Raw genomic sequence first — 22,474 nt, forward strand, 5'->3', positions numbered from 1 at the left:
GGATCGCATCTTCGATGCGCTCCGACCTCTCCCTACGGGAGAGGTGAAGCGAGACCTGGTCTGAAAGCCAGCTGCCTTATGCTTCGCCCTTGCGCTCGTAATCAGCGAGCGAGCTGCGGCCGGCGATCTCGCTGCGCAGCAGCTCGAAGCGCCGATGCGCCTCGTGCTCCTGGGCATCGACGAAATGCACCGCAGCCTCGCTGGTCATGGGGCCGCTGACCACGGGTGCGGATTGTTCGCCGATGGTCTCGTGGACGTAATACTGGTCGTCATCGCCGCGATGGACCGTCCATTTGAGACGGATCGCCACCATCGGCCCGGGCCCGACCTTGCTGTAGCCGTCGGCATCGGTGTGCTCCGGCACCAGCGGCTGCTCCTCGACCACGGGATGCTCGTCGACCACCGGCTGCTCGTCGATGACCGGTGCCTCGTCGGAAGCAACGTGCTCACGCTCTCCGGCGACCACGATTTCGGTCTCGGTCTGGCGAACGACGAGGACGGGCTCGGGGTGCTCCAGGATACTGGCGATGGTCGCCAGCGCGTGGTCGGTCGGGTCGATCTCTGCCAAGGTCCATCCTCCAGCTCGACGCGGCCGGCAAGTCTGTCCCACTGCCGCCGCGGCCGGGAACATTACGCGCGTTTGATTAAGGCTGAGTTGGGGCCAGATCTGCACCAAAATGGGACGCATTCTGGCCATCCGAAGGCGGCGGATGTCTCCGCCCGCCTTTGGCCCGTTCAGGCCAGCACGTCCTGATTGATGACGTTCTGCCGGATCGGATCGCCGTCCAGCACACTCAGGATGTTGCGCGCGGTCTGCTCGCTCATGCGCTGGACCGCCTCAACCGTGACGCCGGCGACATGCGGGGCGATGATGACGTTGGGCAGGGCGAACAACGCGTTGCTGACCGGCGGCGGCTCCACCTCGAACACGTCGATGCCGGCGCCGGCGAGCTTGCCCGAGACCAGGGCGTCGTAGAGCGCGGCTTCCTTCACGATGCCGCCGCGGGCGGTGTTGATGAGATAGGATTTCGGCTTCATCCGGCTGATCCGCGCCGCATCGAATAGGCCGACCGTCTCCGGGGTCTTCGGGCAGTGAATGGTGACGAAATCGGCGTTCGGCAGCGCCGCATCGAGGTCGGCGACGGGTTCGCAGCCGGCGGCCTTGATCTCGGCGGCCGGCTTGTAGGGATCGTAGACCTGCACGTTCATTTCCATCGCCAGGCACCGCTTGGCGGTGCGGCTGCCGATGCGGCCGAAGCCGATGATCAGCACGGTCTTGCCGTAGAGGTCGAACGGCAGCATGCCGAGCCGGTCGGCCCATTTGCCGTCCTTGACGCAGGCGTGCAGTTCATTGGCCCGTTTCGCCAACGTCAGCATCATGAACAGCGCCTGTTCGGCAACCGAGGGTGAGTTGGCGCTGCCCGCGACCATCAGCGGCACTTTGCGGCGGGAGAGGGCGGGCACGTCGACGGCGTCGTAGCCCACGCCGATCCGCGTCACCACTTTCATATCGCGGGCCGCCTCGAGCTCGGTCTCGCCGAAGGCGGTGGCGCCGAGCGCAACGCCGTGGACCGGGGCATGGCTCTTCAGCAGCGCCTCGAAGTCCCTGGCCGAGATCAGGTTGGAAAATTCGACGAGCTCGATATCTTCCCGCTGGGTGAGGAGGGCGCGTGCCGCTGGCGACAAAGTCTGCGTAACGAAAATCTTCTTCTTGTTGGTCGCCATCGTCCCCTTCCTGCACGAGTTTCTTGGACCGGCATCACAACACGACGCCGGTCGCCTCGTTTAGCAGGTGCATATTGTTGAGGTCCATCGCCAAACGCATGGGTGCCCCGTCCTTGGCGCCGGCATTGGGATTGACGCGGCCGCAGACCGGCGTGCCGTCGAGCCCGAAATAGACCAGCGTCTCCATTCCCATCGGTTCGGTGACGTCGAGCACGGTGTCGAAGGTCTCGACGCCGGGCTCCAGATGCGCGTGCGACTCGGTGAGATGCTCGGGGCGGATGCCGAGCAGCAGCTTGTCGGTGCGCGGCAGCGCGTTGTAGCGCGCGGCACGGGCCGGCGGCAGCGCGAAGGCGATGCGGTCGGTGAGGCGGATCTGCAGCGTGCCGCCGACATCCTCGAGCCGGCACGGGATGAAGTTCATCGCGGGCGAGCCGATGAAGCCGGCGACGAAGCGCGTTGCCGGCTTGTGATAGAGCTCGTTCGGCGTGCCGATCTGCTCGATGCGCCCCTTGTTCATCACCACGACCCGGTCGGCCAGGGTCATCGCCTCGACCTGGTCGTGGGTGACGTAGACCGTGGTGGTGCGCACCTTCTGATGCACCTTCTTGATCTCGATCCGCATCTGCACGCGGAGTTTCGCGTCGAGATTGGACAGCGGCTCGTCGAACAAAAAGACTTTTGGGTTGCGCACGATGGCCCGGCCCATGGCGACGCGCTGGCGCTGGCCGCCGGAGAGCTGCTTCGGCTTGCGGTCGATCAGGTCGGTGATGTCGAGCAGGCGGGCGGCTTCCGTCACCCGCGCCTTGATCTCGGCCTTGGGATAGTGCTTCAGACGCAGTCCGAACGACATGTTCTCCGCGACCGTCATGTGCGGATAGAGCGCGTAGTTCTGGAACACCATCGCGATGTCGCGGTCCTTCGGCGGCACGTCGTTGACGACGTCGCCGCCGATCATGATGTCGCCGTCGCTGATGTCCTCGAGGCCTGCGATCATCCGCAGCGTCGTCGACTTGCCGCAGCCGGAGGGGCCGACCAGCACGATGAACTCGTGGTCGGCGATGTCGAGGTCGATGCCGCGCACGGCTTCGACATCGTCGTAACGCTTGACTACCTTCCGCAAAGCAACGTCAGCCATCGAACTTCAGCTCCTCGTCATCAACCCTTTGTCGCGCCGGCGGTCAGGCCGGCAATGTAGTAGTCCATCAGGAAGGCGTAGATGATCAGCGGCGGCGCCGCGCCGAGCAGCGCGCCGGTCATGATCTGTCCCCAGTTGAAGACGTCGCCCTTGATCAGCGTGGTGATGATGCCGACCGGTAGCACAAGTTGGTCCGTGGACGTGGTGAACACGAGCGGATAGAGGAATTGCGCCCAGGACACGGTAAAGGCGAAGATGGTCGCGGCGATCAGCCCCGGCAGCGCCACCGGAATGAAGATCCGGGTCAGTGTCTGGAACCAGGATGCTCCATCGATGATGGCGGCCTCGTCGAGCTCCTTGGGGATCGAGGCGAAGTAGCCGATCATGATCCAGGTGCAGAACGGCACCGTCAGGGTCGGATAGATGAAGAGCAGCACGTACCAGCGGTTGATGAGCTGGATGCCCGTCCAGTCGCCGAACAGCGCAAACACCTTGAACAGCGGAATGAACAACAGGCTGTCCGGGATCAGATAGGTCAGGAACACGCCGGTCGCCAGCGTGGCCGAACCCCAGAACCGCATCCGCGCAAGGGCAAATGCCGCAGGCACGCTGATCAGCATCGTAATGGTGACCACGAAGATCGAGACCAGCGCGGAATTCCAGAAGAACCGCAAGAACTGGTTTGACGTCAGCAGCCCGATATAGTTTTCCAGCGTGGGCTGGAAAACCCACCATGGATTGGTCGCCGCCGAGATCTCGGCGCTGCTCTTCAGCGAGGTGATCAGCATGTAAATGGGCGGAAGCAGCGAGAAGACCGCAAACAGGGTCAGAAAGAAATACGACCATCGCAGCGCCCATTTGCGGTCGCGGCTCATGCTTCCATACTTGACCGTGCGGGTCGGCGCGGCCTTGTCGATCGTGACTGAGCTCATCAGGCTTCGTTCCCGCGCTTGTTGACATCCCGCAGGATGAATATCGCTGCGATCGCCAGGATTGGCACCATGAACAGGGAGACGCTGGCACCGAGCGGAATGTCGCTCCCTTCGATGCCGATCCTGAAGGCCCAGGTGGCGAAGATGTGGGTGTGGTCGAGAGGGCCGCCGGCGGTCAGGATGCGTACGATGTCGAAATTGGCAAAGGTGACGATCAGCGAGAACAGCGTCGTGATCGCGATGATGTTGCGCATCATCGGCAGCGTCACGTACCAGATCCGTTGCCACCAATTGGCGCCGTCGATCGCTGCCGCTTCATAGAGCTGATCGGGCACCGATTTCAGGGAGGCCAGATACATGATCATGAAGAACGGCGCGCCGTACCAGACGTTGACCAGAATGACGGAGAAGCGCGCCCAGGCCGCATCGCCGGTCCACGGGATCGGGCCGATTCCGAAGAATGACAGCGTATAGTTGAATGCACTGTAGGACGGATCGAACAGCCACAGCCAGGCCAGCGTGCTCATGGCGGGCGGGATCACCCAGGGCACCAGCAGCATGCCGCGCCATTTGCGCTGACCCTTGGCGGGAATGTTGTGGACGAAGTGCGCGACGATGAACCCGATCAGCGCCTTGAACAGCACGGCTGTGATCGCGAAGATGCACGATTGCTTGACCACCAGCCAGAAAGTGTCGCGCTTGAACAGGAATTCAAAGTTGCCGAGACCGATGAATCTCTGCATCGACTTGTTGAGGGTCGCCAGGTGAAGCGAATAGAACGCGGGATAGATCACCAGAAGTGCGATCAGGATGATCAGCGGTAGCGTCATCAGGAACGCGGCGGTGGATTTGCGCTTGAGCGCCTTCTGCAGACTGGAGCGTTTTCGCGCCGGTTGCGCTGCGCCAACCCTGTCCGGCTGCAATGCGACATCCGCCATGATGCATTTTCCTCGCGCGGTTTAATTCAAGAGCTCGATTTCGGAGCGTTCTCGGCTTGCGCCGAGGCGGGAGGAGGGTCGCCGCAAGACGGCTCGCGGCCGCTTGCGGCGACGCCTCGCCGTCTCAGCTCCGCATGAAGCCTTCGCACTCGCCTTCGGCCCAGGCGAGCGTCTTTTCCATCGCTTCACCCTGATGATAGCGCAGACACATCTTGGTCAGCGTGGCCTGCGCGTAGATTTGCTGTGCAATCTTCGGCGGCGCCGGCGAGGCCGCAATCGACAGCGTCTGATGCTTATAGGGGTTCGGATAGTGATAGAGCGTGCCTTTCGGCGGCCCTTCCTCCTGCCAAACCTTCAACGTCGTCAGCTTGTCATAGGCGGGCAGATCGTAGCCGCCGCTGGCCACCACCATCTTCTCGATGGCTGCCGGCTTCGACAAATGGACCAGGAGGCTCTTCGCCGCCTCCTTGTTCTTGGAGAAATTCCATATGCTCCAGAAGTACGGCAGGTAGGGAGCAAAACGCCCCTTGGGTCCGGCCGGGAAGCCGTGGGTCCAGCATTGCTCTGCAACCTGCGGCGCATCGCGCTTGGCAACGGCCCAGGCGCTCGGCGGGTTCATGATCATCGCCCCCCTGCCGGAGACCAGCCATTTGTTGTTGGATGCGTCATCCCAGGCTGCGACGTCGGGCGGCAGGAAGTTGATCAGCTTCTTGTAGAAGTCGAGGGCCTGACGAACCGCATCGGTCTTGACGGTGAGATTGCCCTTAGCGTCGACGAGCTGGGCGCCGAACGACAGGAAGATCGCGCCCGCGGTATCGACGTTGTCGGTGGTCTCGCCGAGGCCGATGCCGAACGGGAAGCCCGCCTTGTGACAGGCTTCGGCAGCCTTCAGGAATGTTTCGAGCGTCCAGTCATCCGCTTTTGGTTCAGAACCGGCCGGATACATCGCCTGCACGTCGATGCCGGCATGCTTCTTCATCAGATCGATGCGGGAGCAGGGGCCCTTGATTTGACTGCCGACGCAGGCCGGGACTCCAAGCCATTTGGTCCCGACCGTGCCGAGATATTTGGCGGTGCCGTTGACCTCGCCATTCTCGGCGATGATCGGTCCCATGATGTCGCTGACGTTTTCCAACTGCTCGGCATTGGCGTGGGCCCACCACGTTGGCATGGCGAAAATGTCGTGGCCCGACTTCGCCTGCGCTTCGGCGGCAATGGTGAGCAGGTTCTTGTTGCCCTGACTTGGGATGTAGTCGATCGTGACCTCGACCTTCTCCTTCGCCGCCCATTCATTGACGAGGTCGGTCGAGGCCTTGTTGGCGCCGGGCACCCAATGGTCCCAGAAGCCGATCGAGAGCTTGCCGGCGGCGTAAGCGCCGCGGACATAGGGCGCCGTGATCAGCGCCGTGGAGGACAATGCAGTGGCAGCCACAAATTGACGTCGCGTCAGTGCCTTGCGTGACATCTCGTTTCCTCGCTTGGGTGTTGTTGTTGGAGTTTCCTCTACGACTTCTTTTCCGAGTTCCTGTTGTTCGATTTTCTTATTGATGCCGTCGGCCTCCATGAGCAATTCGCGAAGGCCGCAGCGAATTGGTAGCGCGATCAGATCATGATTGATCGCGTCTGTCGAGAAAACCGAACGGCTCGCGCATAGAACTAATGTTGCGTCCCGTGGCGTGGGCAGCCGTGCGGGCGCTTGCCTGTTTTTGCGACGCACACTTCGCGCGAGCCGGTCGGGAACGCTCCGTGCGCAATTACGCCGCAGTTCCGAATAAGCCTGCATAACCGCTTCGCGCGAAAGACTTTTCGGGCGTGGACAGCGATCGGCGGCGTCTGGACCACGAAGCGGCGGAAACGATAGAGTTGCGGCGGGCAGGGGCTCAACGCCCAACAGGTCAGTCAGATCGACGATGGAGACGAGAATGATCAACCCGGCGCCGTCAGCGCGGCTTCACATGCGGCGATGTTTCGCGCTCGGGGCCGTGCTTGCGTTGCTGCTCGGTGCCGCCGCAGTGGCCAATGCTCAAGGCCTGGTCAAAGGCGTGCAGGAAGGCGCGGCGGCCGGAAACAAGGCGGCAGGCCCGGTCGGTGGCGTGCTCGGCGGCGCGATCGGCGGCGTGGTCGGCGTCTTCACCGGCGTGCTCGGCGTCGGCAACAACAATGGCGGCAATCCGCCGCCGCCGGCCGCCAAGGAATCCGGCAAGGACGCCAAGCAGCCAAGCGCGGCCAAGGACAAGGACGCCAAGAGCGCCAACAAGGCGGGCAAGGGTGCCAAGGCCACCAAGGAGGCGAAGAACGCAGCGCAGGGCAAGGACAGCAGGGACGTCACCGTCCTCACCCAGCCCGGCGCGCCGCAGCAGACCGCCGAGCAGATCGTTGCCAACAGCGATGCCTATATCGAGCGGATCAAGACCGAGCTGAACCTCACGCCCGATCAGGAGAAGCACTGGTACGGCTTCTCCAGCGCGATGCACTACTTGGGGCATAATGGTGCAGAGCGGCTCAACTTGCGGGTTGCGCGCGCCAAGCGAGACCCGCCCGACGACATTATCGAGCAGATGCGCAACGAGGCGCAGTTCCTGATCGACCGCGCTGCCGACCAGCGCAATGTCGCCGATGCCGCCGAGCCCCTTTATTCAAGCCTCGATGACAAGCAGAAACAGGTCTTCATCCAGGAGATGGTGCGTCTGAGCCACGAGCGCGGATTGGATTGATCAAGTTGAATCGGATCAGGCGCGTCTGAATTAACGGAGCCCGCTACGAATTCGTGAATCCTCTCGAAATTTGAGGTATGATCATCTTCGCAAGCTGACTGCGGGGTTGATATGGCGGACGGACTCTCCGTTTTCCTGGTCGAAGACGAGGCGTTGATCCGGATGATGATCGCCGACATGGTGGTGGAACTCGGCCATCACGTCGTCGCGGAAGCGGATAATGTTCGGGACGCCAGCGCGTTCGCCATGACCGCGCAATATGATCTGGCCATCCTCGACATCAACCTCATGGGCGTCTACGTCGATCCCGTCGCTGACTTGATCGAACGCCGCGGAAAGCCGTTTCTGTTCGCCACCGGCTATGGGCCGGAATTGCTGCCGTCCTTGCTCCGGCGCCGGCCGATCCTGCGCAAGCCGATCGCAATGGACCAGCTCAAGGCGATGATCGATTCGATGTTTCCGGAAGGCGCAGTCGAGGCGCCGCACTGAAACGAAGATGGCCGCCCGATAGGGGCGGCCATCTGGCGACAGAGGCTATCGCAGTCTCAGATCAGGCCGGCGCCGAGGTCGATGCCGGACGCCATCAGGCCGAACGAGGCGACAAGGCCCGCGCAGCAGAACAGCAAGATGGTCTTGAAGGATGAATCGGCGGAACGCGTTTCGGCGCCGGCCGGCATAGCGGCCAGCGAAATCATGCTCATGGTCATTCCCCCTGTTGTTGATCCTGAATTGCATCAGGTGAGGGAGCTCTTAGAGCAAAAAGTTTGACGTGAGATTGCGAGGCGTCGTTAACGAGTTCGCAAAGGACTCCCGCGTTCGCACCGCCACGAGCGGAGTGCAAGCCTCAGTTGCGGCCGTTCTTCAGCACCGTGGCAATGGTATGGGCGGTCATGGCCGCGCGGTCCGACGCGCGCTGGGCGGCCAGCCGGTCTCGCGCCTTTTCCTCGATCAGGAGGTCGATCAACGCCAGCCGCTTGGCCTCGTCATCCGCCTCGCTCAGCAGACGGTGATAGCGGTGATAGTCGAAACCCAAATCTTGCTTACGCATGCTACGCCCCCGCAACTACGCCACACACGGTGTGATTGTTTCTCATCGGGAACATGCAGGCAAGCACGTTGACACATGGAACCGGGCCCATTGCAAATCAGCGGTGAATTGTGGAACCCGCGAGCGGCGAACGGCCGCGTCTCAATCCACGTTGTGGTCGGCAAACATCTTGAGGCCGACGAAGCTCGCATCAGGCTTGATCACGAGCCTGGTCGGGATATTGCGCAGATAATCCTGGAACCGGCCCTTGGCTTCGAACCGGTCTCGGAATGCGGAGGCCATCAGGAATTCGCGAAAGCGAGGCACGATTCCGCCGGCGATATAGACGCCGCCGCGGGCACCGAATGTCACCGCGAGATTGCCGGCAACGGAGCCGAGAATGGCGCAGAACATCTCCAACGTTGCACGGCTGACCGGACAACTGCCCTCCAGCGCCGCCTTGGTGATGGCGGCGGCGTCGCGATGCGGAACCTGAGCGCCGTCAATCTCAGCCAAGGCTTCGTAGAGGTTTTGCAGTCCGGAACCCGAGAGCGCGCCACGCTCGATCGAGACGTGGCCGAGGCGCCTGCGCAAGCACGCGATCACGCGTTCCTCGCGCTCGTTCTCCGCCGGCAGGGTCGCGTGCCCGGCTTCGGTGACGACGGCCAGTCGCGCGCCATGGCGTTCGACCAGGCAGGAGACGCCAAAGCCGGTTCCGGGGCCGACCACCAGCAGCGGCTCGCCGGGCAGGCCGTCCTGTCCGCCGAGCGGAATCAGATCGGCAGGCTGCAAGGCGGGCAGGGACCAGGCGACCACCTCGAAGTCGTTGAGCACATGGACGCTGTCGAAGCCCAGCGCCGGTTGCAGCTCGTTACCGTCGATGACCCAGGGACTGTTCGTCATGACGCAGCGGTTGTTGGTGACGGGACCGGCGACCGCCAGCACCGCCCGTTGCGGCTGCTCGCCGCCGGACCGGCGCGCCAGGACGTCGGCGATGGCTTCCCGGACGGTCGGGAAGTCGGCGACCTTCACATATTCGATCGGTCCGATCTCTTCGAGGCCGCCTTGGCCCGATTCGCTCCGGCTCAGCGCGAAGCGCGCGTTGGTGCCGCCGATATCGGCGAGAAGAATCTGTCCTGTCTTGCCGATATTCATGGCCTCGCGGCTGCCGCTGCCTTCCGGCGCAGCAACCCTGTCCTCCGCTCCTTCGCCCCGATCCGCCCGTCGCGAACGGTGCGAGAATCCGCCCTTGGGTGCGCCTAGTCAACACGCACGGGGGCAAACCGTTGCATCCTGGCGGCCATCCGGTCACCAATTCGCGCAGGGCTTCGCACGGTGTCGGCGGTTGCGAAGCTGCGCGGGAAGACCGACACTGAGGTGGCTTGTCCGGCGCCGGCGCGCCGGAGGTCCATCGAATGGGACTGGCGATGAAGATTTCCGACCACGACGTGCTGCTGGCGATCGACGTGCAGAACGACTTCTGCACCGGCGGAGCGCTCGCCGTTCCCGGCGGCGAGAAGGTCGTCCCCGCCATCAACCGCATCGCCCAAAAGTTCGCCAATGTGGTGCTGACCCAGGACTGGCATCCGCGCGACCACGTCTCGTTCGCGTCGAACCATGCGGGCAAGCAGCCGTTCCAGACCATCGAGCTGGACTACGGCACCCAGGTGCTCTGGCCGGCGCATTGCGTCCAGGGCACCTCCGGCGCCGAATTCCATCGCGATCTCGATGTCGCCCGGGCGAGCCTCGTGGTGCGCAAGGGCTTTCGCCGCGGCATCGATTCCTATTCGGCATTGTTCGAGAACGACCATCGGACGGCGACGGGCCTGCTCGGGTATTTGCGCGAACGCGAGCTGAAGACCGTCTTTGTCGCCGGTCTCGCGCTGGACTTCTGCGTCCGCTTCTCGGCGGAGGATGCGTGCAAGGCGGGATTGGAGGTGGCCGTCATCGAGGACGCCTGTCGCGGCATCGATCTCGACGGCTCGATCGCTGCGACGCATCGGAGTTTTCGCGACCTCGGCATTTCCGTCGTCAGCCTCGAGGCGTTTCTGTAAGGACTCTGGGGACGTCATGGTGGACAAGTCCGATAAACGGCCGGGTGGACCGGGTCATGCTCCCGACGAGCCGCTGCTATGGCCTTTTACGGCGGCGCGGCTCGCCATGGATGCTTGCTTCTGGTGGGTCGAGCGCGGCCGGGCCGAGCAGGACGAGAGCAACCTGCCGTGGACGACGCCGAACCGCGTTGCGCTGGAGCTTGGGACGATGCGCCTGCGCGATTGCTCGCGGACCCGGTCGGGCCAGCCGGTGCTGGTCTGCGCGCCCTATGCGCTGCATCGGGCCCTGATCGCCGATTTCGCGCCCGGCCACAGCGTTGTGCAGTCTCTGCAAGGCGGCGGCATCGACCGGGTCTATCTCACCGATTGGCGGTCAGCGACCCCCAGCATGCGTTATCTCTCGATCGACAGCTATCTCAGCGATCTCAACGTCGCCGTCGACGAGATCGGCGCGCCGGTCGATCTGGTCGGCCTGTGCCAGGGTGGTTGGCTGTCGCTGCTCTATGCGGCGCGCTTTCCGGCCAAGGTACGGCGGCTGGTGCTGGTCGGCGCTCCCGTCGATCTGTCGATCGAGTCCTCGTTGCGCCAGCTCACCCGCAACGCGCCGGAGATGGTCTACGACCAGCTCGTCGCGCGCGGTGGCGGCAATGTCAGCGGCGGGGAGATGCTCCGCTTGTGGTCCAAGGCGCCAAACCGCGATGATATCGTCGCGTCCTTGCAGACAGACCTGTCGGACGAGGAGGGCGCGGCGCTGCTCGCGCGCTTTGAGCGCTGGAATGCGGAGACGCTCGATCTGCCGGGCAAGTATTATCTGGAGATCGTCAACCGGATCTTCCGGGAGAACCAGATCGCCGCCTGCAGTTTCGTGGCGCTCGGCCGCACGGTGGATCTGAAGGTCGTCAAGGCGCCGGTCTTCCTGCTGGCCGGGCTCGACGACGATGTCGTGCCGGCCGTGCAGGCGCTCGCCACCGCCAAGCTGGTCGGCACGCCGCCGGCCTTCATTGCAGCCGCCTCCGAGCCGAGCAATCACCTCGGCCTGTTCATGGGGGCGCGCACCCACGCCCATGCCTGGCCGCGGATCGCCCAATGGCTGCACGACGATCTGTCGGGCGTGCTGGCCCGCAGCGCCTGAGCTGGCCAGGCACCGAACCGGCGGCCCTGCAAATCCGTTATGCATGACGGCGGATGGCCTGCACGGGACCGGGCCGATGGGCTACATATGGTCCGGAGCTGACGGCTTCGGCAGCGAAGAGATCAAGGGTACTGCGCTCGATGACTTTCCACTCGATCTACGCCCACGGATTTGCGCGCGTGGCGGCCTGTGTCACCACGTCCCATGTCGCCGATCCCTCGGCCAATGCCAAGGCGGTACTGGCGGCGGCCAATGCCTGCCACGAGCAATCGGTCGCGGTCGCCGTGTTTCCCGAGCTGTGCCTGTCCGGCTATGCGATCGAAGATCTGGTCAAGCAGGATCCGCTGCTCGATGCCGTCGAGCGCGGCCTCGTGGGCCTCGTCGAAGCCTCCGCGGCACTGATGCCGGTCCTGATCGTCGGCGCGCCGCTGCGCTTTGGTCTTCGCATCTACAATTGCGCCGTCGTCATTCATCGCGGCAGCGTTCTCGGCGTAGTGCCGAAAAGCTACCTGCCGACCTACCGCGAATTCTACGAGGGCCGGCATTTCGCCTCCGGCGCCGGCATCGCCGGAGAAACGATCGCCTTCGGCGGGCTGCATGCGCCGTTCGGCGTCGACCTGTTGTTTTCGGCCGAGGACGTGCCGGGCCTCACCATCGGCGTCGAGATCTGCGAGGACATGTGGATCCCGGTGACGCCGGCCTCGGAGCTCGCGTTGGCGGGTGCGAGCGTGCTGATCAATCTCTCGGGCAGCCCGATCACGATCGGCCGTGCACGTTCGCGCGCGCTGCTTTGCCAATCGACATCGGCGCGCTGCCTCGCAGCCTACGTCTATTCCGCCGCGGGAGCCGGAGAATCGACCACCGATCTGTCCTGGGACGGCCAGACCTCGATCTACGAGAACGGCGTGCTGCTGGCCGAGGGCGAGCGATTCCGCCAGGGCGGCCAGATCACGCTGGCCGACGTCGATCTTGATCTGCTGCGGCAGGAACGCGCGCTGATGGGCACGTTCGACGACAACCGGCGGCAGCGCGAGGCGTTCTATCGCAAGGTGACGTTCGCGCTGAAGCCGCCATCCGCGGATATCGGATTCCTGCGAAAGGTCGAGCGCTTCCCCTTCGTGCCGAGCGACGAAAGCCTGCTCGAGCAGGATTGCTACGAGGCCTACAACATCCAGGTCGCCGGCCTCGTGCAGCGCATGCGCGCCACGGGCACCAAGCGCGTCGTGATCGGCGTCTCGGGAGGACTCGATTCCACCCATGCCCTGATCGTCGCCGCCAAGGCAGTCGACCTGCTCGGCCTGCCGCGCGAGAACATCCTGGCCTACACCATGCCGGGCTTCGCCACCGGCAGCGAGAGCAAGACCCACGCGCTGGCGCTGATGCAGGCGCTGCACACGAGCTGGCAGGAGCTCGACATCCGCACCACCGCGACGCAGATGCTGAAGGATATCGGCCATCCCTTCGGCAAGGGCGAGAAGGTCTACGACGTCACCTTCGAGAACGTGCAGGCAGGCCTGCGCACGGATTATTTGTTCCGGCTCGCCAACCATCACGGCGGCATCGTGATCGGAACCGGTGATCTCTCCGAGCTCGCGCTCGGTTGGTGCACCTATGGCGTCGGCGACCAGATGGCGCATTACAACGTCAACGCCGGCGTGCCGAAGACGCTGATCCAGCACCTGATCCGCTGGGTGATCTCGTCGAAGCAGTTCAGCGACGACGTCAACCGCACGCTTGGCGCGATCCTGTCCGCCGAGATCTCGCCCGAGCTGGTGCCGGTGGAGCCCGGCCAGAAGCCGCAGAGCACGGAAGCCTCGGTCGGGCCGTACGAGCTGCAGGATTTCAACCTGTTCTACACGCTGCGTTTCGGCATGCGCCCCTCCAAGATTGCCTTCATGGCGCTGCAGGCGTGGAAAGACGTTGCCAAGGGTGAATGGCCGCCGGCCTTCCCGAACGATCGGCGCAGGGCTTACGACCTCAAGGAGATCCGCCGCTGGCTCGAAGTGTTCCTGCGCCGCTTCTTCGCCTTCAGCCAGTTCAAGCGGTCGGCGATGCCGAACGGCCCGAAAGTCTCGGCGGGCGGCTCGCTGTCGCCCCGCGGCGACTGGCGGGCGCCATCGGATTCGAGCGCGGCGGCATGGCTCGAGGATCTCGAGCGGAACGTGCCGAACTGATCGGGGCCGCGGGATCGATGGGGGATGATCGGATGCCTGCTGGCAGCGAGGCAGAAGCGGAGGCCAAGGTCGTCAATGGCCTCTACATCTTCGACATCGAGATGCGGGACGGCAAGCGCGGCCAGGCCAGGGGCGTGGTCGTGCTCTGCGACGGACGCATCATGGGCGGCGACAGCTATTTCTACTACACCGGCAGCTACACCTTTCGGAACGGCAAGTGGCGCGGCGACATGATCGTCAACCAGCACACGGAAGCTGTCGGCAAGACCCTCGTCTTCGGGGGCAGGGAGGTGACCTGCGGTTTCTCCGGTGACTACTACCCAGGTGGCGCCGAAGTCGAGGGAATGGCGCTGGTCGGCAAGATCAGCGTGACGTTCACGGCGCGGCTCGCTCTGAAAGACGCAATGTGAGCCCGATCTGATCCTCGGCCAGGGAAGTGACTGGCGTTCCCCCTCAGGAACATTCGGAGCGACAGAACGTTCGCGTCTGTCGTTACGAATTGTCGAGGAGAGGGACCATGCGTCAACACTTGATGTTATCGACTGCGGCCATCGGGCTCATGCTCGCGTCCGGCATCGCCTATGCCCAGGCGCCCGGCGAGCGCAGAGACGAGCCGAAACGGACCGAGGAACCGGCGAAAGGTGCCGCGCCCCAGCACGGTGGGGCAGCAGCTCAGGAACGTGGTCAGGAGCGCGCGCAGGGCGCCCAGGAGCGACTGCAGGGCGCCGGCCGCGAGGAGAAGGGCGGCGCAGCCAAGCACGAGGCGAACGAGGACAAGCGTCAACCGGCCACGGCTTCCGAGCGCAATCAGCCGAAGGTGAAGGACCAGGCACAAGAATCCCGCGAGCCTGCGCGCGATCGCAACCGCGAGGCCGAGACTGCGAAACCGGGCCGCGACAGCGGTAAGAGCAGCGCGGAGACGAAGCAGGACAAGTCTGCGCCGCAGAAATCAACGGCCGAGACTGAGAAATCAAAGACCGGTCCCGCCAGCCAGCAGAACGAGCGGACAGGCGCTGCAGCCAACCAGAACGAGCGCAATCAGACGCAGCCTCCGCGCAACGCCGCCGAGCAGCAGCAGCCGGCGCAACAGAACAACCGGCCGGCCACCGCGACCGATACGAACCGGACGGCGCCGACTAACAACGCGCAGACCGCGCCTGGCACCTCGGGCACGCAGACCAATCAAGCCAATCAAACCACCCAGACCAACACGCAGGTCAATCAGCAGGCCCAGATGACGCCCGAGAAGCAGGTGCGGATCTCCGAAACGGTGAGCCGGGCACGCCTGGCCCAGCCGGAGCGCAATCTGAACATCTCGATCCGCGTCGGCGAGACGATCCCGTCGCGCGTCCGTCTCTACCGGCTTCCGCCCGAAATCGTGTCGATCGAGCCGGAATATCGGGACTACGAGTATTTTGCCACGGATGACGACGTCGTCATCGTGGAGCCGCGCACGCACCGCATCGTCAGCCAGGTGCCGCGCGATCCCTCCCGCGCCCGGGCGCAAATGGGCGGCAGTGCTCCCTCGTCGAGTATGGCAGCTGCCGGCCCCGCGGCGAGCAATAACGTGAACTGTCAGATCATGCGGCGTGACGCGTCAGGCCAAGTTGCCCAGGCTGAACCGTCAACCGTCGGCTCGACCGCGCGCAACGATACCATGAGCGTGATCGTCCAGATGCCTGGTGGCGGCGCGTCCGCACCGATCGCTCTCGGCGCGCCCGCGGGCAATATCGTGGTGGCAACGCAAGGGCAGGGCGACTGCACGGTGACTCTGGAGCCGCAGACGCGCTGAGCCCGACGATCGTCTCGTTAAGACGAGGCCGAAACGACAACGCGCCGCCCGGATGCCCCAGCCGGACGGCGCGAAGTCGCGTCAGTTCAGAAAAGCTTCGAGGTCCGGAGTGCCTAGGAGTCCGGACCTCGTCACCTTGCCCCAGCCTTAGATCCCCCGCCCCATGTGGTCCCCCAACCCCATGTCGCGCGATCAGAGGGTGATGCCCGTGGAAGTGGCCGCCGATCGATGTCCCGCGATGTACGCGAAGGCAGGTTAGGATTCCATTCCGGGTCACTACGGACACAGATATCGCTTGCCATGTGTTGGTTCGGCATCGGCCTTCCGATCGCGGTCGTGGGATCCGCAAGGCGCGGTCGACACGATGTCCACATCTGTCCGACACTGAGAAACCTCGGTTTCACGGGCCTGTCATTGAACTGGTCTAGCGCTGCTCCCGTCATCGCTGACGGCCAAGGAGCAAGCCATGTCGAAGCCGGTGCTGGGCGCCGCATTGTCCATCAAATCGATCCCTGCGCATCGCGACTGGCTTCTCGAGCGGCAGCGCGATCTCGAAATCCAGGACTTCTTCCGCGCCGATCTGCTTGACAGCGACTGGCGCAGCACCGCCGGCGAAATCAAGCAGATGCTGTCCGGCCATACCGGTCGGCTCGGCATCCACGGCCCGTTCTGGGGCTTCAAAATCGACAGTCACGATCCCATGATCCGCCAGGCGGTGACCAAGCGCCTGCTGCAGGGCCTCGATGCCGCCGAGTTCCTCGGCGCCACGCAGATGGTGATCCACTCGCCATTCACGACCTGGGACCACAACAATCTCGATCTCTATCCTGACAACCGCGGCAATCTCGTCGAACGCGTCAAGGCGACGCTCGCCGAGGTGATCGCGCGCGCCGAAACCATCGGCTGCGAGATCGTCATCGAGAACATCGAGGACAAGGATCCGCGCGACCGCGTCCGTCTCGCCAAGGCGCTCGAAAGTGCCAAGGTCCGCGTCTCGCTCGACACCGGGCACGCCAATTACGCCCACATCTCCACCGGGGCGCCGCCGGTCGATTACTATGTCGAGACCGCCGGCGACATGCTGACGCATGTGCATCTGCAGGACAGCGACGGCTTTGCCGATCGGCACTGGGCGCCGGGCGAAGGCAACATCCCCTGGTTCGCCGTGTTCCGCGCCCTTGGCCGGCTGAATTCCAACCCGCGCCTGATCCTCGAACTCCGCAACCACGACGACGTCCGCGCCGGCGCAGCCCATCTCGCCGCGCTCGGTCTCGCCGAATAACTGAAATCACCAGAGGGCAGGGCTTACCGCCATGAGTAAATTCACCCGTCGCACCATCCTGAAGTCCGGCGGCGCGGCCGCCGGCGCCCTGCTGCTGCCGCGCTTTGCCATCGCGCAAGGCGACAACCGTCCGTCGGTGACGATCGCCGTGCAGAAGGTCACCAATTCGAACGTGCTCGACGTGCTGCGCGAGCAGTCCAATGTCGGCGAACGCGTGTTCTTCTCCTCGATCTGGGAAGGCCTGATCTCCAAGAACTGGCGCGGCAATCTCGAAGCCGTGCCCGGCCTTGCCACCGAGTGGCGCCGCATTGACGACCAGACCGTCGAGCTGAAGCTGCGCCAGGGTGTCAAGTTCCACAATGGCGACGAGCTGACGGCGGAAGACGTCGTCTTCACCTTCAGCCGCGAGCGCATGTTCGGCGAGAGCGAGGCCAAGAGCCGCTCGACCATCCAGGCGTTCGAAAAGATCCCGACGCCGCGCCCGGGCAAGGAGCTGCCGCCGGATGTGCCGGCCGTCGCGCGCCGCATCTGGCCGGACCTGGTGCGGGTCGATGCCGTCGACAAGTACACGGTGCGGTTCTACAACGCGACGCCCGACGTCACCATCGAGGGCCGGCTGTCGCGCTACGGCTCCGACATCATGAACCGCCGTGCGTGGGAGGAGTCCGCCAGCTATCTCGACTGGGCGCGCAAGCCGATCACCACGGGTCCGTACAAGGTCGTCGAGCTCAAGCCCGACGTGTCGCTGACGCTGGAAGCGCATGACGAATATTGGGGCGGTCGTCCGCCGCTCAAGCGTATCCGCTTCCTCGAAGTGCCTGAGGTCGCGAGCCGCATCAACGGCCTGTTGTCGGGCGAGTACCAGTTCGCCTGCGACATCCCGCCGGACCAGATCGCCGGCATCGAGAAGAATTCGGCGTTCGAAGTGCAGGGCGGCACCATCCTCAATCACCGCCTTACCGTGTTCGACAAGAACCACGCCGTGCTCGCCAATCCGCTGGTGCGGCGCGCCTTCACCCACGCGATCGACCGCCAGGCCATCGTTGACAGCCTGTGGGCGGGCCGCACCCGCGTGCCGAAGGGGCTGCAGTGGGAATTCTACGGCGACATGTTCAACGCCGACTGGAGCGTGCCGGCCTACGATCCCAAGCTCGCGCAGGATCTCCTCAAGCAGGCCAATTACAAGGGCGATCCAATTCCCTATCGCCTGCTCAACAATTACTACACCAACCAGGTCGCGACTGCGCAGGTGCTGGTCGAGATGTGGAAGTCGGTCGGCCTCAACGTGCAGATCGAGACCAAGGAGAACTGGTCGCAGATCATGGAGCGGGCGCCGACCCGCGCGGTGCGCGATTGGTCCAACTCGGCCGCCTTCAACGACCCCGTGTCCTCGCTGGTTGCCCAGCATGGGCCGAACGGCCAGCAGCAGCAGATCGGCGAATGGACCAATGCCGAGCTGAACACGCTCTCGGAGTTCCTGGAGACCTCGACCGACCGGCCCGCGCGTAAGAAGGCGTTCCGCCGCATGCTGGAGATCGCCGAGCGCGAGGATCCCGCCTACACGGTGCTGCACCAGAACGCGACCTTCACAGCCAAGCCGAAATCGATCAAATGGAAGGCCGCGCCCGCCTTCGCGATGGATTTCCGCGCCGGCAATTTCGAGGCCTAAAGGTGTCGCCACTGGTCAGCATCCGGGACTTGCGCGTTGCCTTCAGTGGCGTGCCGGTCCTGCGCGGGGTCGATCTCGCCCTTGGCAAGGGCGAGGCTGTCGGCCTCGTCGGCGAGTCCGGCTCGGGCAAGTCGGTGACGTGGCTCGCCGCGCTCGGTCTGCTGCCGCGGCAGGCGCATGTCTCGGGCTCGGTCCAGCTCGAGGGCCGCGAACTGCTCGGGGCGCCAACGGCCGAGCTCGACCGCGTCAGGGGCGGGCGCATCGCCATGATCTTCCAGGATCCGGCCAGCGCGCTCAACCCGGTGCTGACCATCCGCAAGCAGCTTTGCGAAGCCCTGGCCCTGCATCGTGGTCTCCAAGGCAACGTGGCGAAGGCGGAAGCGCGTCGGCTGCTCGACCTCGTCGGCATCCCCGATGCGGTGCGGCGGCTCGAGGCCTATCCGCACGAATTCTCCGGCGGCCAGGTCCAGCGCATCATGATCGCGATGGCGCTTGCCGGAAATCCGGACCTGCTGATCGCGGACGAGCCGACCACCGCGCTCGATGCCACCATCCAGGCGCAGATCCTGGAGCTGCTCTCGACCGTACGCCGCGAGATGAGCATGGCCATGGTGCTGATCAGCCACGATCTCGGCGTCGTTGCGGAGAACTGCGACCGCGTCGCGGTGATGTATGCCGGCCGCATCGTCGAGCAGGCCCCCAGCAACCAGCTCTTCGCCGATCCCGTGCATCCCTATGCGCAGGGCCTGATCGGCGCGCTGCCGCCGCTCGATGGCCCGCGCCGTCGGCTCACGGCCATTCCCGGCACCGTCCCGGATCCCGCGATGATGCCAAGCGGATGCGCCTTCGCGCCGCGTTGCGCGATTGCGGCCGAGCCGTGCGGTCACGCCGCCCCGACCCTGGCGCCGATCTCGGACGGCCGCACCGTGGCGTGCATCCGCGCCGAGGCGTCGCGCCGCGCGCTGCTCGGGATCGCGGCCGAATGAGCCCGCCGCTCGTCGAGGTGTCCGCGATCTCGCGCAGCTATGCGATGCGCTTTGGCATGTTCGGCCGCAGCACCGCCGTTCACGCCGTCGACGGGGTGTCGCTGGCCATCCGCAAGGGCGAGACGCTCGGCCTCGTCGGCGAGTCCGGCTCGGGCAAGTCCACGACGGGGCGCATCGTGCTCGGCCTCGAGCCGCCCGATCGCGGTGAGGTCAGGTTCGACGGCAAGCCGATGGCGGCACCGGGCACGCCGGCTTGGCGCGCGCAGCGTGCGCGCATGCAGATGATCTTCCAGGATCCGCTCGGGGCGCTCGACCGGCGGCTGCCGGTCGCGACCCAGATCCGCGAGCCCCTCGACATTCACGGCATCGGCACGCCGGCGATGCGCGAGGACCGGGTGCGCGAATTGCTGCGCGCCGTCGAGCTGACGCCGGCGCATGGCGAGCGCTATCCGGGCGCGCTCTCCGGCGGCCAGCGGCAGCGCGTCGTGATGGCGCGAGCGCTCGCGACGAAGCCGGATTTCCTCGTCTGCGACGAGCCGGTCAGCGCGCTCGACGTCTCGATCCAGGCGCAGGTCGTGAACCTGCTTTGCGATCTCCAGGCGCAGCTGTCACTGACGCTGCTGTTCATCAGCCACGATCTGCGCGTGGTCAGGCAGATCAGCAATATCGTCGCCGTGATGTATCTCGGCCGCATCGTCGAGATCGGCAGCGCCGATGATTTATTCGCGCGGCCCGAGCATCCCTATACCCAGGCGCTGGTCTCGGCCTCGCCCGCGCCGGGCCGCCGCAGCGCAGGCCGCATCGTGCTGTCGGGCGATCCGCCGAACCCGGCCGCGCGCCCCAAAGGCTGCGCCTTCCATCCGCGCTGCCCGCGCGCGATCGCGCGCTGTGCGAGCGAGGTGCCGGCGCTGTCGGCGGTCGGCGGCGACCGGCAGGTCGCCTGCCATCTCGTCACGGGCAGGCAGGCGCAGGACGCGGCGTGATGGGACGCTATTTCGCCATTCGGATCGGACGCGCCGCGCTCACGATCGTGCTCGTCGTCACCTTCGCCTTCATCGTGCTGCGGCTGTCGGGCGATCCCGCGCTGATGATCCTGGGGCCCGAGGCGCCGCCCGAGGTGCTTGCGGCGTTCCGCAAGGCCTGGGGCCTCGATGATCCCATCTGGTTCCAATATCTGGATTACTTCGGCGCCATCGCAAAAGGCGAGCTCGGCCGCTCCATGCGCGACGGACGGCCGGCGATCGAGCTGGTCCTGGAGCGCATCCCGGCGACGCTGGCGCTGACGCTGCCGGCGTTCTTTTTCAAGGTCGCGCTCGGCGTTCCCGCCGGCATTTACGCCGCGCTGCATCGGGGCTCCGCAATCGATCGCGCCGTGATGATGACGGCGGTCGCCGGCTTCACCGTGCCGAGCTTCGTGCTGGCGCTGATCCTCGTTCTCGTCTTCGCCGTGCAGCTCGGCTGGCTGCCCTCGGGCGGGCAGGACAGCTGGCGCCACGCGATCCTTCCCATCGCCACGCTGAGCCTCGGCGGCGCCGCCGTGCTGGCGCGCTTCACCCGCAGCGCCATGCTGGAGGTGCTCGGCCAGCCCTATATCCGCACCGCCTCGGCCAAGGGCGTGCCGTGGCGCAAGGTGGTGACGTCGCACGCGCTGCCGAATGCGGCGATTCCGACCGTCACCATTTTGGGCTTCATGGTGGGCACTCTGATTGCCGGCGCAGTCGTGGTCGAGAGCGTGTTCGCCTGGCCGGGAGTCGGGCGGCTGCTCGTCGTTGCGGTTGCCAACCGCGATCTCGCAGTCGTCCAATGCATCCTGCTGTTGGTCGCAATGACCATGGTGACGTCCAATTTGATCGTCGACTTCCTGTACGGCTTCCTCGATCCGCGCCTGCGCAGCAAGGGAGCGCACGCATGACCGACGCGACGCTGAAGGACTCCAAAGCGTTTTCACGCCGCATCAGCCTGCCGGCGATCCCAGTCTCGGTCGCGCTCGCGATCGCCTGGATCGTGGCGATGCTGGTGATCGCGGCTTTCGCCGAGAAGATCGCGCCCTACGGTTTCACCCAGCTCGATCTGCGCAACCGGCTTGCTGTGCCCGGCAATGCCGCGCACTGGCTCGGCACCGACGAGCTCGGCCGCGACGTGCTGTCGCGGCTCCTCGTCTCGGTCCGTATCTCGCTGCTGATCGCCTTCGGCGCCACCGCGATCTCCGCGGTGGTCGGCACCATGCTCGGCTTCCTCGCCGCGCACTTTCGCGGCGCCGTCGAGCAGCTCGTGCTGATGCTGTCGGACTTCCAGGCCAGCATGCCGTTCCTGATCATGGCGCTCGCCGTGCTCGCCTTCTTCGGCAATTCGCTGCCGCTCCTGATCGGCCTGATGGGCCTGTTCGGCTGGGAGCGCTACGCCCGCATCGCCCGCGGCCTTACCATCTCCGCCAACGCGCAAGGATACGCCGCCGCGGTCCGTCAACTGGGCGCGACGCCGTCGCGGATCTACCTCCGGCACATCCTGCCCAATATCGCCTCGACCCTGATCGTCTCGACCACGCTGGTGTTCCCCGAGGTGATCCTGATGGAGTCCGGCCTGTCCTTCCTCGGCCTCGGCGTGCAGCCGCCGATGACCAGCCTCGGCAACATGGTCGGCTACGGCCGCGAATATCTGACCCGGGCCCCCTGGATCATGCTGGCGCCGGCGACCACCATCGTCGTCACCACGCTGGCAGTGTCCGTGATCGGCGACTGGCTGCGCGACCGGCTCGATCCGACGCTGCAATAGGGGCTCCGATGCCCCCCGCGTCATTCCGGGGCGCGCCGAAAGGCGCGAACCCGGAATCCATCGTCCCGCGCGGGCTGCCGCCCGATGGATTCCGGGTTCGATGCTGCGCATCGCCCCGGAATGACCGACGAGATAAGACGGG

At 65.1% G+C, this 22,474-nt stretch carries 22 protein-coding genes; 13 read left to right on the forward strand and 9 right to left on the reverse strand.

The window, feature by feature from the left end:
• Positions 1–76: 76 nt before the first annotated feature.
• From P6U31_RS18710 to P6U31_RS18735, 6 genes are all read right to left on the reverse strand, one after another.
• Positions 77–568 (reverse strand): hypothetical protein, encoded by a 492-nt coding sequence (locus P6U31_RS18710; protein WP_407183120.1) that lies wholly within the window; start codon positions 566–568, stop codon positions 77–79.
• Between the two features lie 167 nt (positions 569–735).
• Positions 736–1,725 (reverse strand): hydroxyacid dehydrogenase, encoded by a 990-nt coding sequence (locus P6U31_RS18715; RefSeq protein ID WP_407183121.1) that lies wholly within the window; start codon positions 1,723–1,725, stop codon positions 736–738.
• A 34-nt stretch (positions 1,726–1,759) separates the two neighbouring features.
• On the reverse strand, positions 1,760–2,860 hold the full coding sequence (locus tag P6U31_RS18720; protein WP_128925710.1) for an ABC transporter ATP-binding protein: 1,101 nt from the start codon (positions 2,858–2,860) through the stop codon (positions 1,760–1,762).
• A gap of 20 nt (positions 2,861–2,880) precedes the next feature.
• Positions 2,881–3,792: a carbohydrate ABC transporter permease gene (locus P6U31_RS18725; RefSeq protein ID WP_407183122.1), complete on the reverse strand. Its 912-nt coding sequence runs from the start codon at positions 3,790–3,792 to the stop codon at positions 2,881–2,883.
• Positions 3,792–4,730, reverse strand: a complete 939-nt coding sequence (locus tag P6U31_RS18730; RefSeq protein WP_407183123.1) for a carbohydrate ABC transporter permease — start codon at positions 4,728–4,730, stop codon at positions 3,792–3,794. The genes P6U31_RS18725 and P6U31_RS18730 overlap by 1 nt, the downstream gene beginning before the upstream one ends.
• A gap of 124 nt (positions 4,731–4,854) precedes the next feature.
• Entirely contained in the window at positions 4,855–6,195 is a 1,341-nt protein-coding gene (locus P6U31_RS18735; RefSeq protein WP_407189882.1) for an ABC transporter substrate-binding protein, read from the reverse strand.
• Between the two features lie 457 nt (positions 6,196–6,652).
• On the opposite strand from P6U31_RS18735, the gene P6U31_RS18740 reads away from it, so the two are divergent.
• Together P6U31_RS18740 and P6U31_RS18745 are read left to right on the forward strand one after the other, a co-directional pair.
• Positions 6,653–7,444 (forward strand): Spy/CpxP family protein refolding chaperone, encoded by a 792-nt coding sequence (locus tag P6U31_RS18740; RefSeq protein WP_407183124.1) that lies wholly within the window; start codon positions 6,653–6,655, stop codon positions 7,442–7,444.
• Positions 7,445–7,555: 111 nt separating this feature from the next.
• Positions 7,556–7,933 carry a response regulator gene (locus P6U31_RS18745; RefSeq protein WP_407183125.1) on the forward strand — a complete coding sequence of 126 codons (378 nt, stop codon included), beginning with the start codon at positions 7,556–7,558 and terminating at the stop codon, positions 7,931–7,933.
• A gap of 56 nt (positions 7,934–7,989) precedes the next feature.
• Here P6U31_RS18745 and P6U31_RS18750 read toward each other — a convergent pair whose 3' ends face one another.
• The 3 genes from P6U31_RS18750 to glk form a co-directional block, all read right to left on the reverse strand.
• The gene (locus P6U31_RS18750) at positions 7,990–8,145 is read right to left on the reverse strand and encodes a hypothetical protein (RefSeq protein ID WP_407183126.1); all 156 of its coding nucleotides are present in this window, start codon (positions 8,143–8,145) and stop codon (positions 7,990–7,992) included.
• Between the two features lie 143 nt (positions 8,146–8,288).
• The gene (locus P6U31_RS18755; protein WP_407183127.1) at positions 8,289–8,492 is read right to left on the reverse strand and encodes a hypothetical protein; all 204 of its coding nucleotides are present in this window, start codon (positions 8,490–8,492) and stop codon (positions 8,289–8,291) included.
• Positions 8,493–8,633: 141 nt separating this feature from the next.
• Positions 8,634–9,626 (reverse strand): glucokinase, encoded by a 993-nt coding sequence (gene glk, locus P6U31_RS18760; protein WP_407183128.1) that lies wholly within the window; start codon positions 9,624–9,626, stop codon positions 8,634–8,636.
• 260 nt (positions 9,627–9,886) lie between these two features.
• On the opposite strand from glk, the gene pncA reads away from it, so the two are divergent.
• The 11 genes from pncA to P6U31_RS18815 all read left to right on the forward strand — a co-directional run bounded on the left by pncA (position 9,887) and on the right by P6U31_RS18815 (position 22,332).
• Positions 9,887–10,525 carry a bifunctional nicotinamidase/pyrazinamidase gene (gene pncA, locus P6U31_RS18765; protein ID WP_407183129.1) on the forward strand — a complete coding sequence of 213 codons (639 nt, stop codon included), beginning with the start codon at positions 9,887–9,889 and terminating at the stop codon, positions 10,523–10,525.
• Between the two features lie 16 nt (positions 10,526–10,541).
• Complete coding sequence (locus P6U31_RS18770; RefSeq protein ID WP_407183130.1) at positions 10,542–11,657, forward strand: alpha/beta fold hydrolase; 1,116 nt, start codon at positions 10,542–10,544, stop codon at positions 11,655–11,657.
• Positions 11,658–11,797: 140 nt separating this feature from the next.
• The gene (locus P6U31_RS18775; RefSeq protein WP_407183131.1) at positions 11,798–13,831 is read left to right on the forward strand and encodes an NAD(+) synthase; all 2,034 of its coding nucleotides are present in this window, start codon (positions 11,798–11,800) and stop codon (positions 13,829–13,831) included.
• Positions 13,832–13,863: 32 nt separating this feature from the next.
• On the forward strand, positions 13,864–14,241 hold the full coding sequence (locus tag P6U31_RS18780; RefSeq protein ID WP_407183132.1) for a GrlR family regulatory protein: 378 nt from the start codon (positions 13,864–13,866) through the stop codon (positions 14,239–14,241).
• A gap of 107 nt (positions 14,242–14,348) precedes the next feature.
• A complete protein-coding gene (locus tag P6U31_RS18785) occupies positions 14,349–15,623 on the forward strand; it encodes a DUF1236 domain-containing protein (RefSeq protein ID WP_407183133.1) in 1,275 nt (424 codons plus the stop codon).
• Positions 15,624–16,089: 466 nt separating this feature from the next.
• On the forward strand, positions 16,090–16,905 hold the full coding sequence (locus P6U31_RS18790) for a sugar phosphate isomerase/epimerase family protein (protein WP_407183134.1): 816 nt from the start codon (positions 16,090–16,092) through the stop codon (positions 16,903–16,905).
• Positions 16,906–16,936: 31 nt separating this feature from the next.
• Positions 16,937–18,574, forward strand: a complete 1,638-nt coding sequence (locus tag P6U31_RS18795) for an ABC transporter substrate-binding protein (RefSeq protein WP_407183135.1) — start codon at positions 16,937–16,939, stop codon at positions 18,572–18,574.
• A 2-nt stretch (positions 18,575–18,576) separates the two neighbouring features.
• Positions 18,577–19,560 (forward strand): ABC transporter ATP-binding protein, encoded by a 984-nt coding sequence (locus tag P6U31_RS18800; RefSeq protein WP_407183136.1) that lies wholly within the window; start codon positions 18,577–18,579, stop codon positions 19,558–19,560.
• Entirely contained in the window at positions 19,557–20,543 is a 987-nt protein-coding gene (locus P6U31_RS18805; RefSeq protein WP_407183137.1) for an ABC transporter ATP-binding protein, read from the forward strand. The genes P6U31_RS18800 and P6U31_RS18805 overlap by 4 nt, the downstream gene beginning before the upstream one ends.
• Positions 20,543–21,472 carry an ABC transporter permease gene (locus P6U31_RS18810; RefSeq protein ID WP_407183138.1) on the forward strand — a complete coding sequence of 310 codons (930 nt, stop codon included), beginning with the start codon at positions 20,543–20,545 and terminating at the stop codon, positions 21,470–21,472. The genes P6U31_RS18805 and P6U31_RS18810 overlap by 1 nt, the downstream gene beginning before the upstream one ends.
• A complete protein-coding gene (locus P6U31_RS18815; RefSeq protein ID WP_407183139.1) occupies positions 21,469–22,332 on the forward strand; it encodes an ABC transporter permease in 864 nt (287 codons plus the stop codon). Before P6U31_RS18810 ends, P6U31_RS18815 begins: the two co-directional genes overlap by 4 nt.
• Positions 22,333–22,474: the final 142 nt, after the last annotated feature.

This window comes from Bradyrhizobium centrosematis, from assembly GCF_045571495.1.
In the GTDB taxonomy this organism is placed as follows: domain Bacteria; phylum Pseudomonadota; class Alphaproteobacteria; order Rhizobiales; family Xanthobacteraceae; genus Bradyrhizobium; species Bradyrhizobium centrosematis.

What these genes read in the sequence shown, in the direction of transcription:
- P6U31_RS18780 (WP_407183132.1), top strand. Translation starts at nt 13,864, where the DNA reads ATGCCTGCTGGCAGCGAGGCAGAAGCGGAGGCCAAGGTCGTCAATGGC.
- P6U31_RS18725 (WP_407183122.1), bottom strand. Translation starts at nt 3,792, where the DNA reads ATGAGCTCAGTCACGATCGACAAGGCCGCGCCGACCCGCACGGTCAAG.
- P6U31_RS18740 (WP_407183124.1), top strand. Translation starts at nt 6,653, where the DNA reads ATGATCAACCCGGCGCCGTCAGCGCGGCTTCACATGCGGCGATGTTTC.
- P6U31_RS18735 (WP_407189882.1), bottom strand. Translation starts at nt 6,195, where the DNA reads ATGTCACGCAAGGCACTGACGCGACGTCAATTTGTGGCTGCCACTGCA.
- P6U31_RS18720 (WP_128925710.1), bottom strand. Translation starts at nt 2,860, where the DNA reads ATGGCTGACGTTGCTTTGCGGAAGGTAGTCAAGCGTTACGACGATGTC.
- P6U31_RS18795 (WP_407183135.1), top strand. Translation starts at nt 16,937, where the DNA reads ATGAGTAAATTCACCCGTCGCACCATCCTGAAGTCCGGCGGCGCGGCC.
- P6U31_RS18775 (WP_407183131.1), top strand. Translation starts at nt 11,798, where the DNA reads ATGACTTTCCACTCGATCTACGCCCACGGATTTGCGCGCGTGGCGGCC.
- P6U31_RS18790 (WP_407183134.1), top strand. Translation starts at nt 16,090, where the DNA reads ATGTCGAAGCCGGTGCTGGGCGCCGCATTGTCCATCAAATCGATCCCT.
- P6U31_RS18815 (WP_407183139.1), top strand. Translation starts at nt 21,469, where the DNA reads ATGACCGACGCGACGCTGAAGGACTCCAAAGCGTTTTCACGCCGCATC.
- P6U31_RS18770 (WP_407183130.1), top strand. Translation starts at nt 10,542, where the DNA reads ATGGTGGACAAGTCCGATAAACGGCCGGGTGGACCGGGTCATGCTCCC.
- P6U31_RS18750 (WP_407183126.1), bottom strand. Translation starts at nt 8,145, where the DNA reads ATGAGCATGATTTCGCTGGCCGCTATGCCGGCCGGCGCCGAAACGCGT.
- P6U31_RS18755 (WP_407183127.1), bottom strand. Translation starts at nt 8,492, where the DNA reads ATGCGTAAGCAAGATTTGGGTTTCGACTATCACCGCTATCACCGTCTG.
- P6U31_RS18745 (WP_407183125.1), top strand. Translation starts at nt 7,556, where the DNA reads ATGGCGGACGGACTCTCCGTTTTCCTGGTCGAAGACGAGGCGTTGATC.
- P6U31_RS18785 (WP_407183133.1), top strand. Translation starts at nt 14,349, where the DNA reads ATGCGTCAACACTTGATGTTATCGACTGCGGCCATCGGGCTCATGCTC.
- pncA (WP_407183129.1), top strand. Translation starts at nt 9,887, where the DNA reads ATGGGACTGGCGATGAAGATTTCCGACCACGACGTGCTGCTGGCGATC.
- glk (WP_407183128.1), bottom strand. Translation starts at nt 9,626, where the DNA reads ATGAATATCGGCAAGACAGGACAGATTCTTCTCGCCGATATCGGCGGC.
- P6U31_RS18805 (WP_407183137.1), top strand. Translation starts at nt 19,557, where the DNA reads ATGAGCCCGCCGCTCGTCGAGGTGTCCGCGATCTCGCGCAGCTATGCG.
- P6U31_RS18715 (WP_407183121.1), bottom strand. Translation starts at nt 1,725, where the DNA reads ATGGCGACCAACAAGAAGAAGATTTTCGTTACGCAGACTTTGTCGCCA.
- P6U31_RS18730 (WP_407183123.1), bottom strand. Translation starts at nt 4,730, where the DNA reads ATGGCGGATGTCGCATTGCAGCCGGACAGGGTTGGCGCAGCGCAACCG.
- P6U31_RS18810 (WP_407183138.1), top strand. Translation starts at nt 20,543, where the DNA reads ATGGGACGCTATTTCGCCATTCGGATCGGACGCGCCGCGCTCACGATC.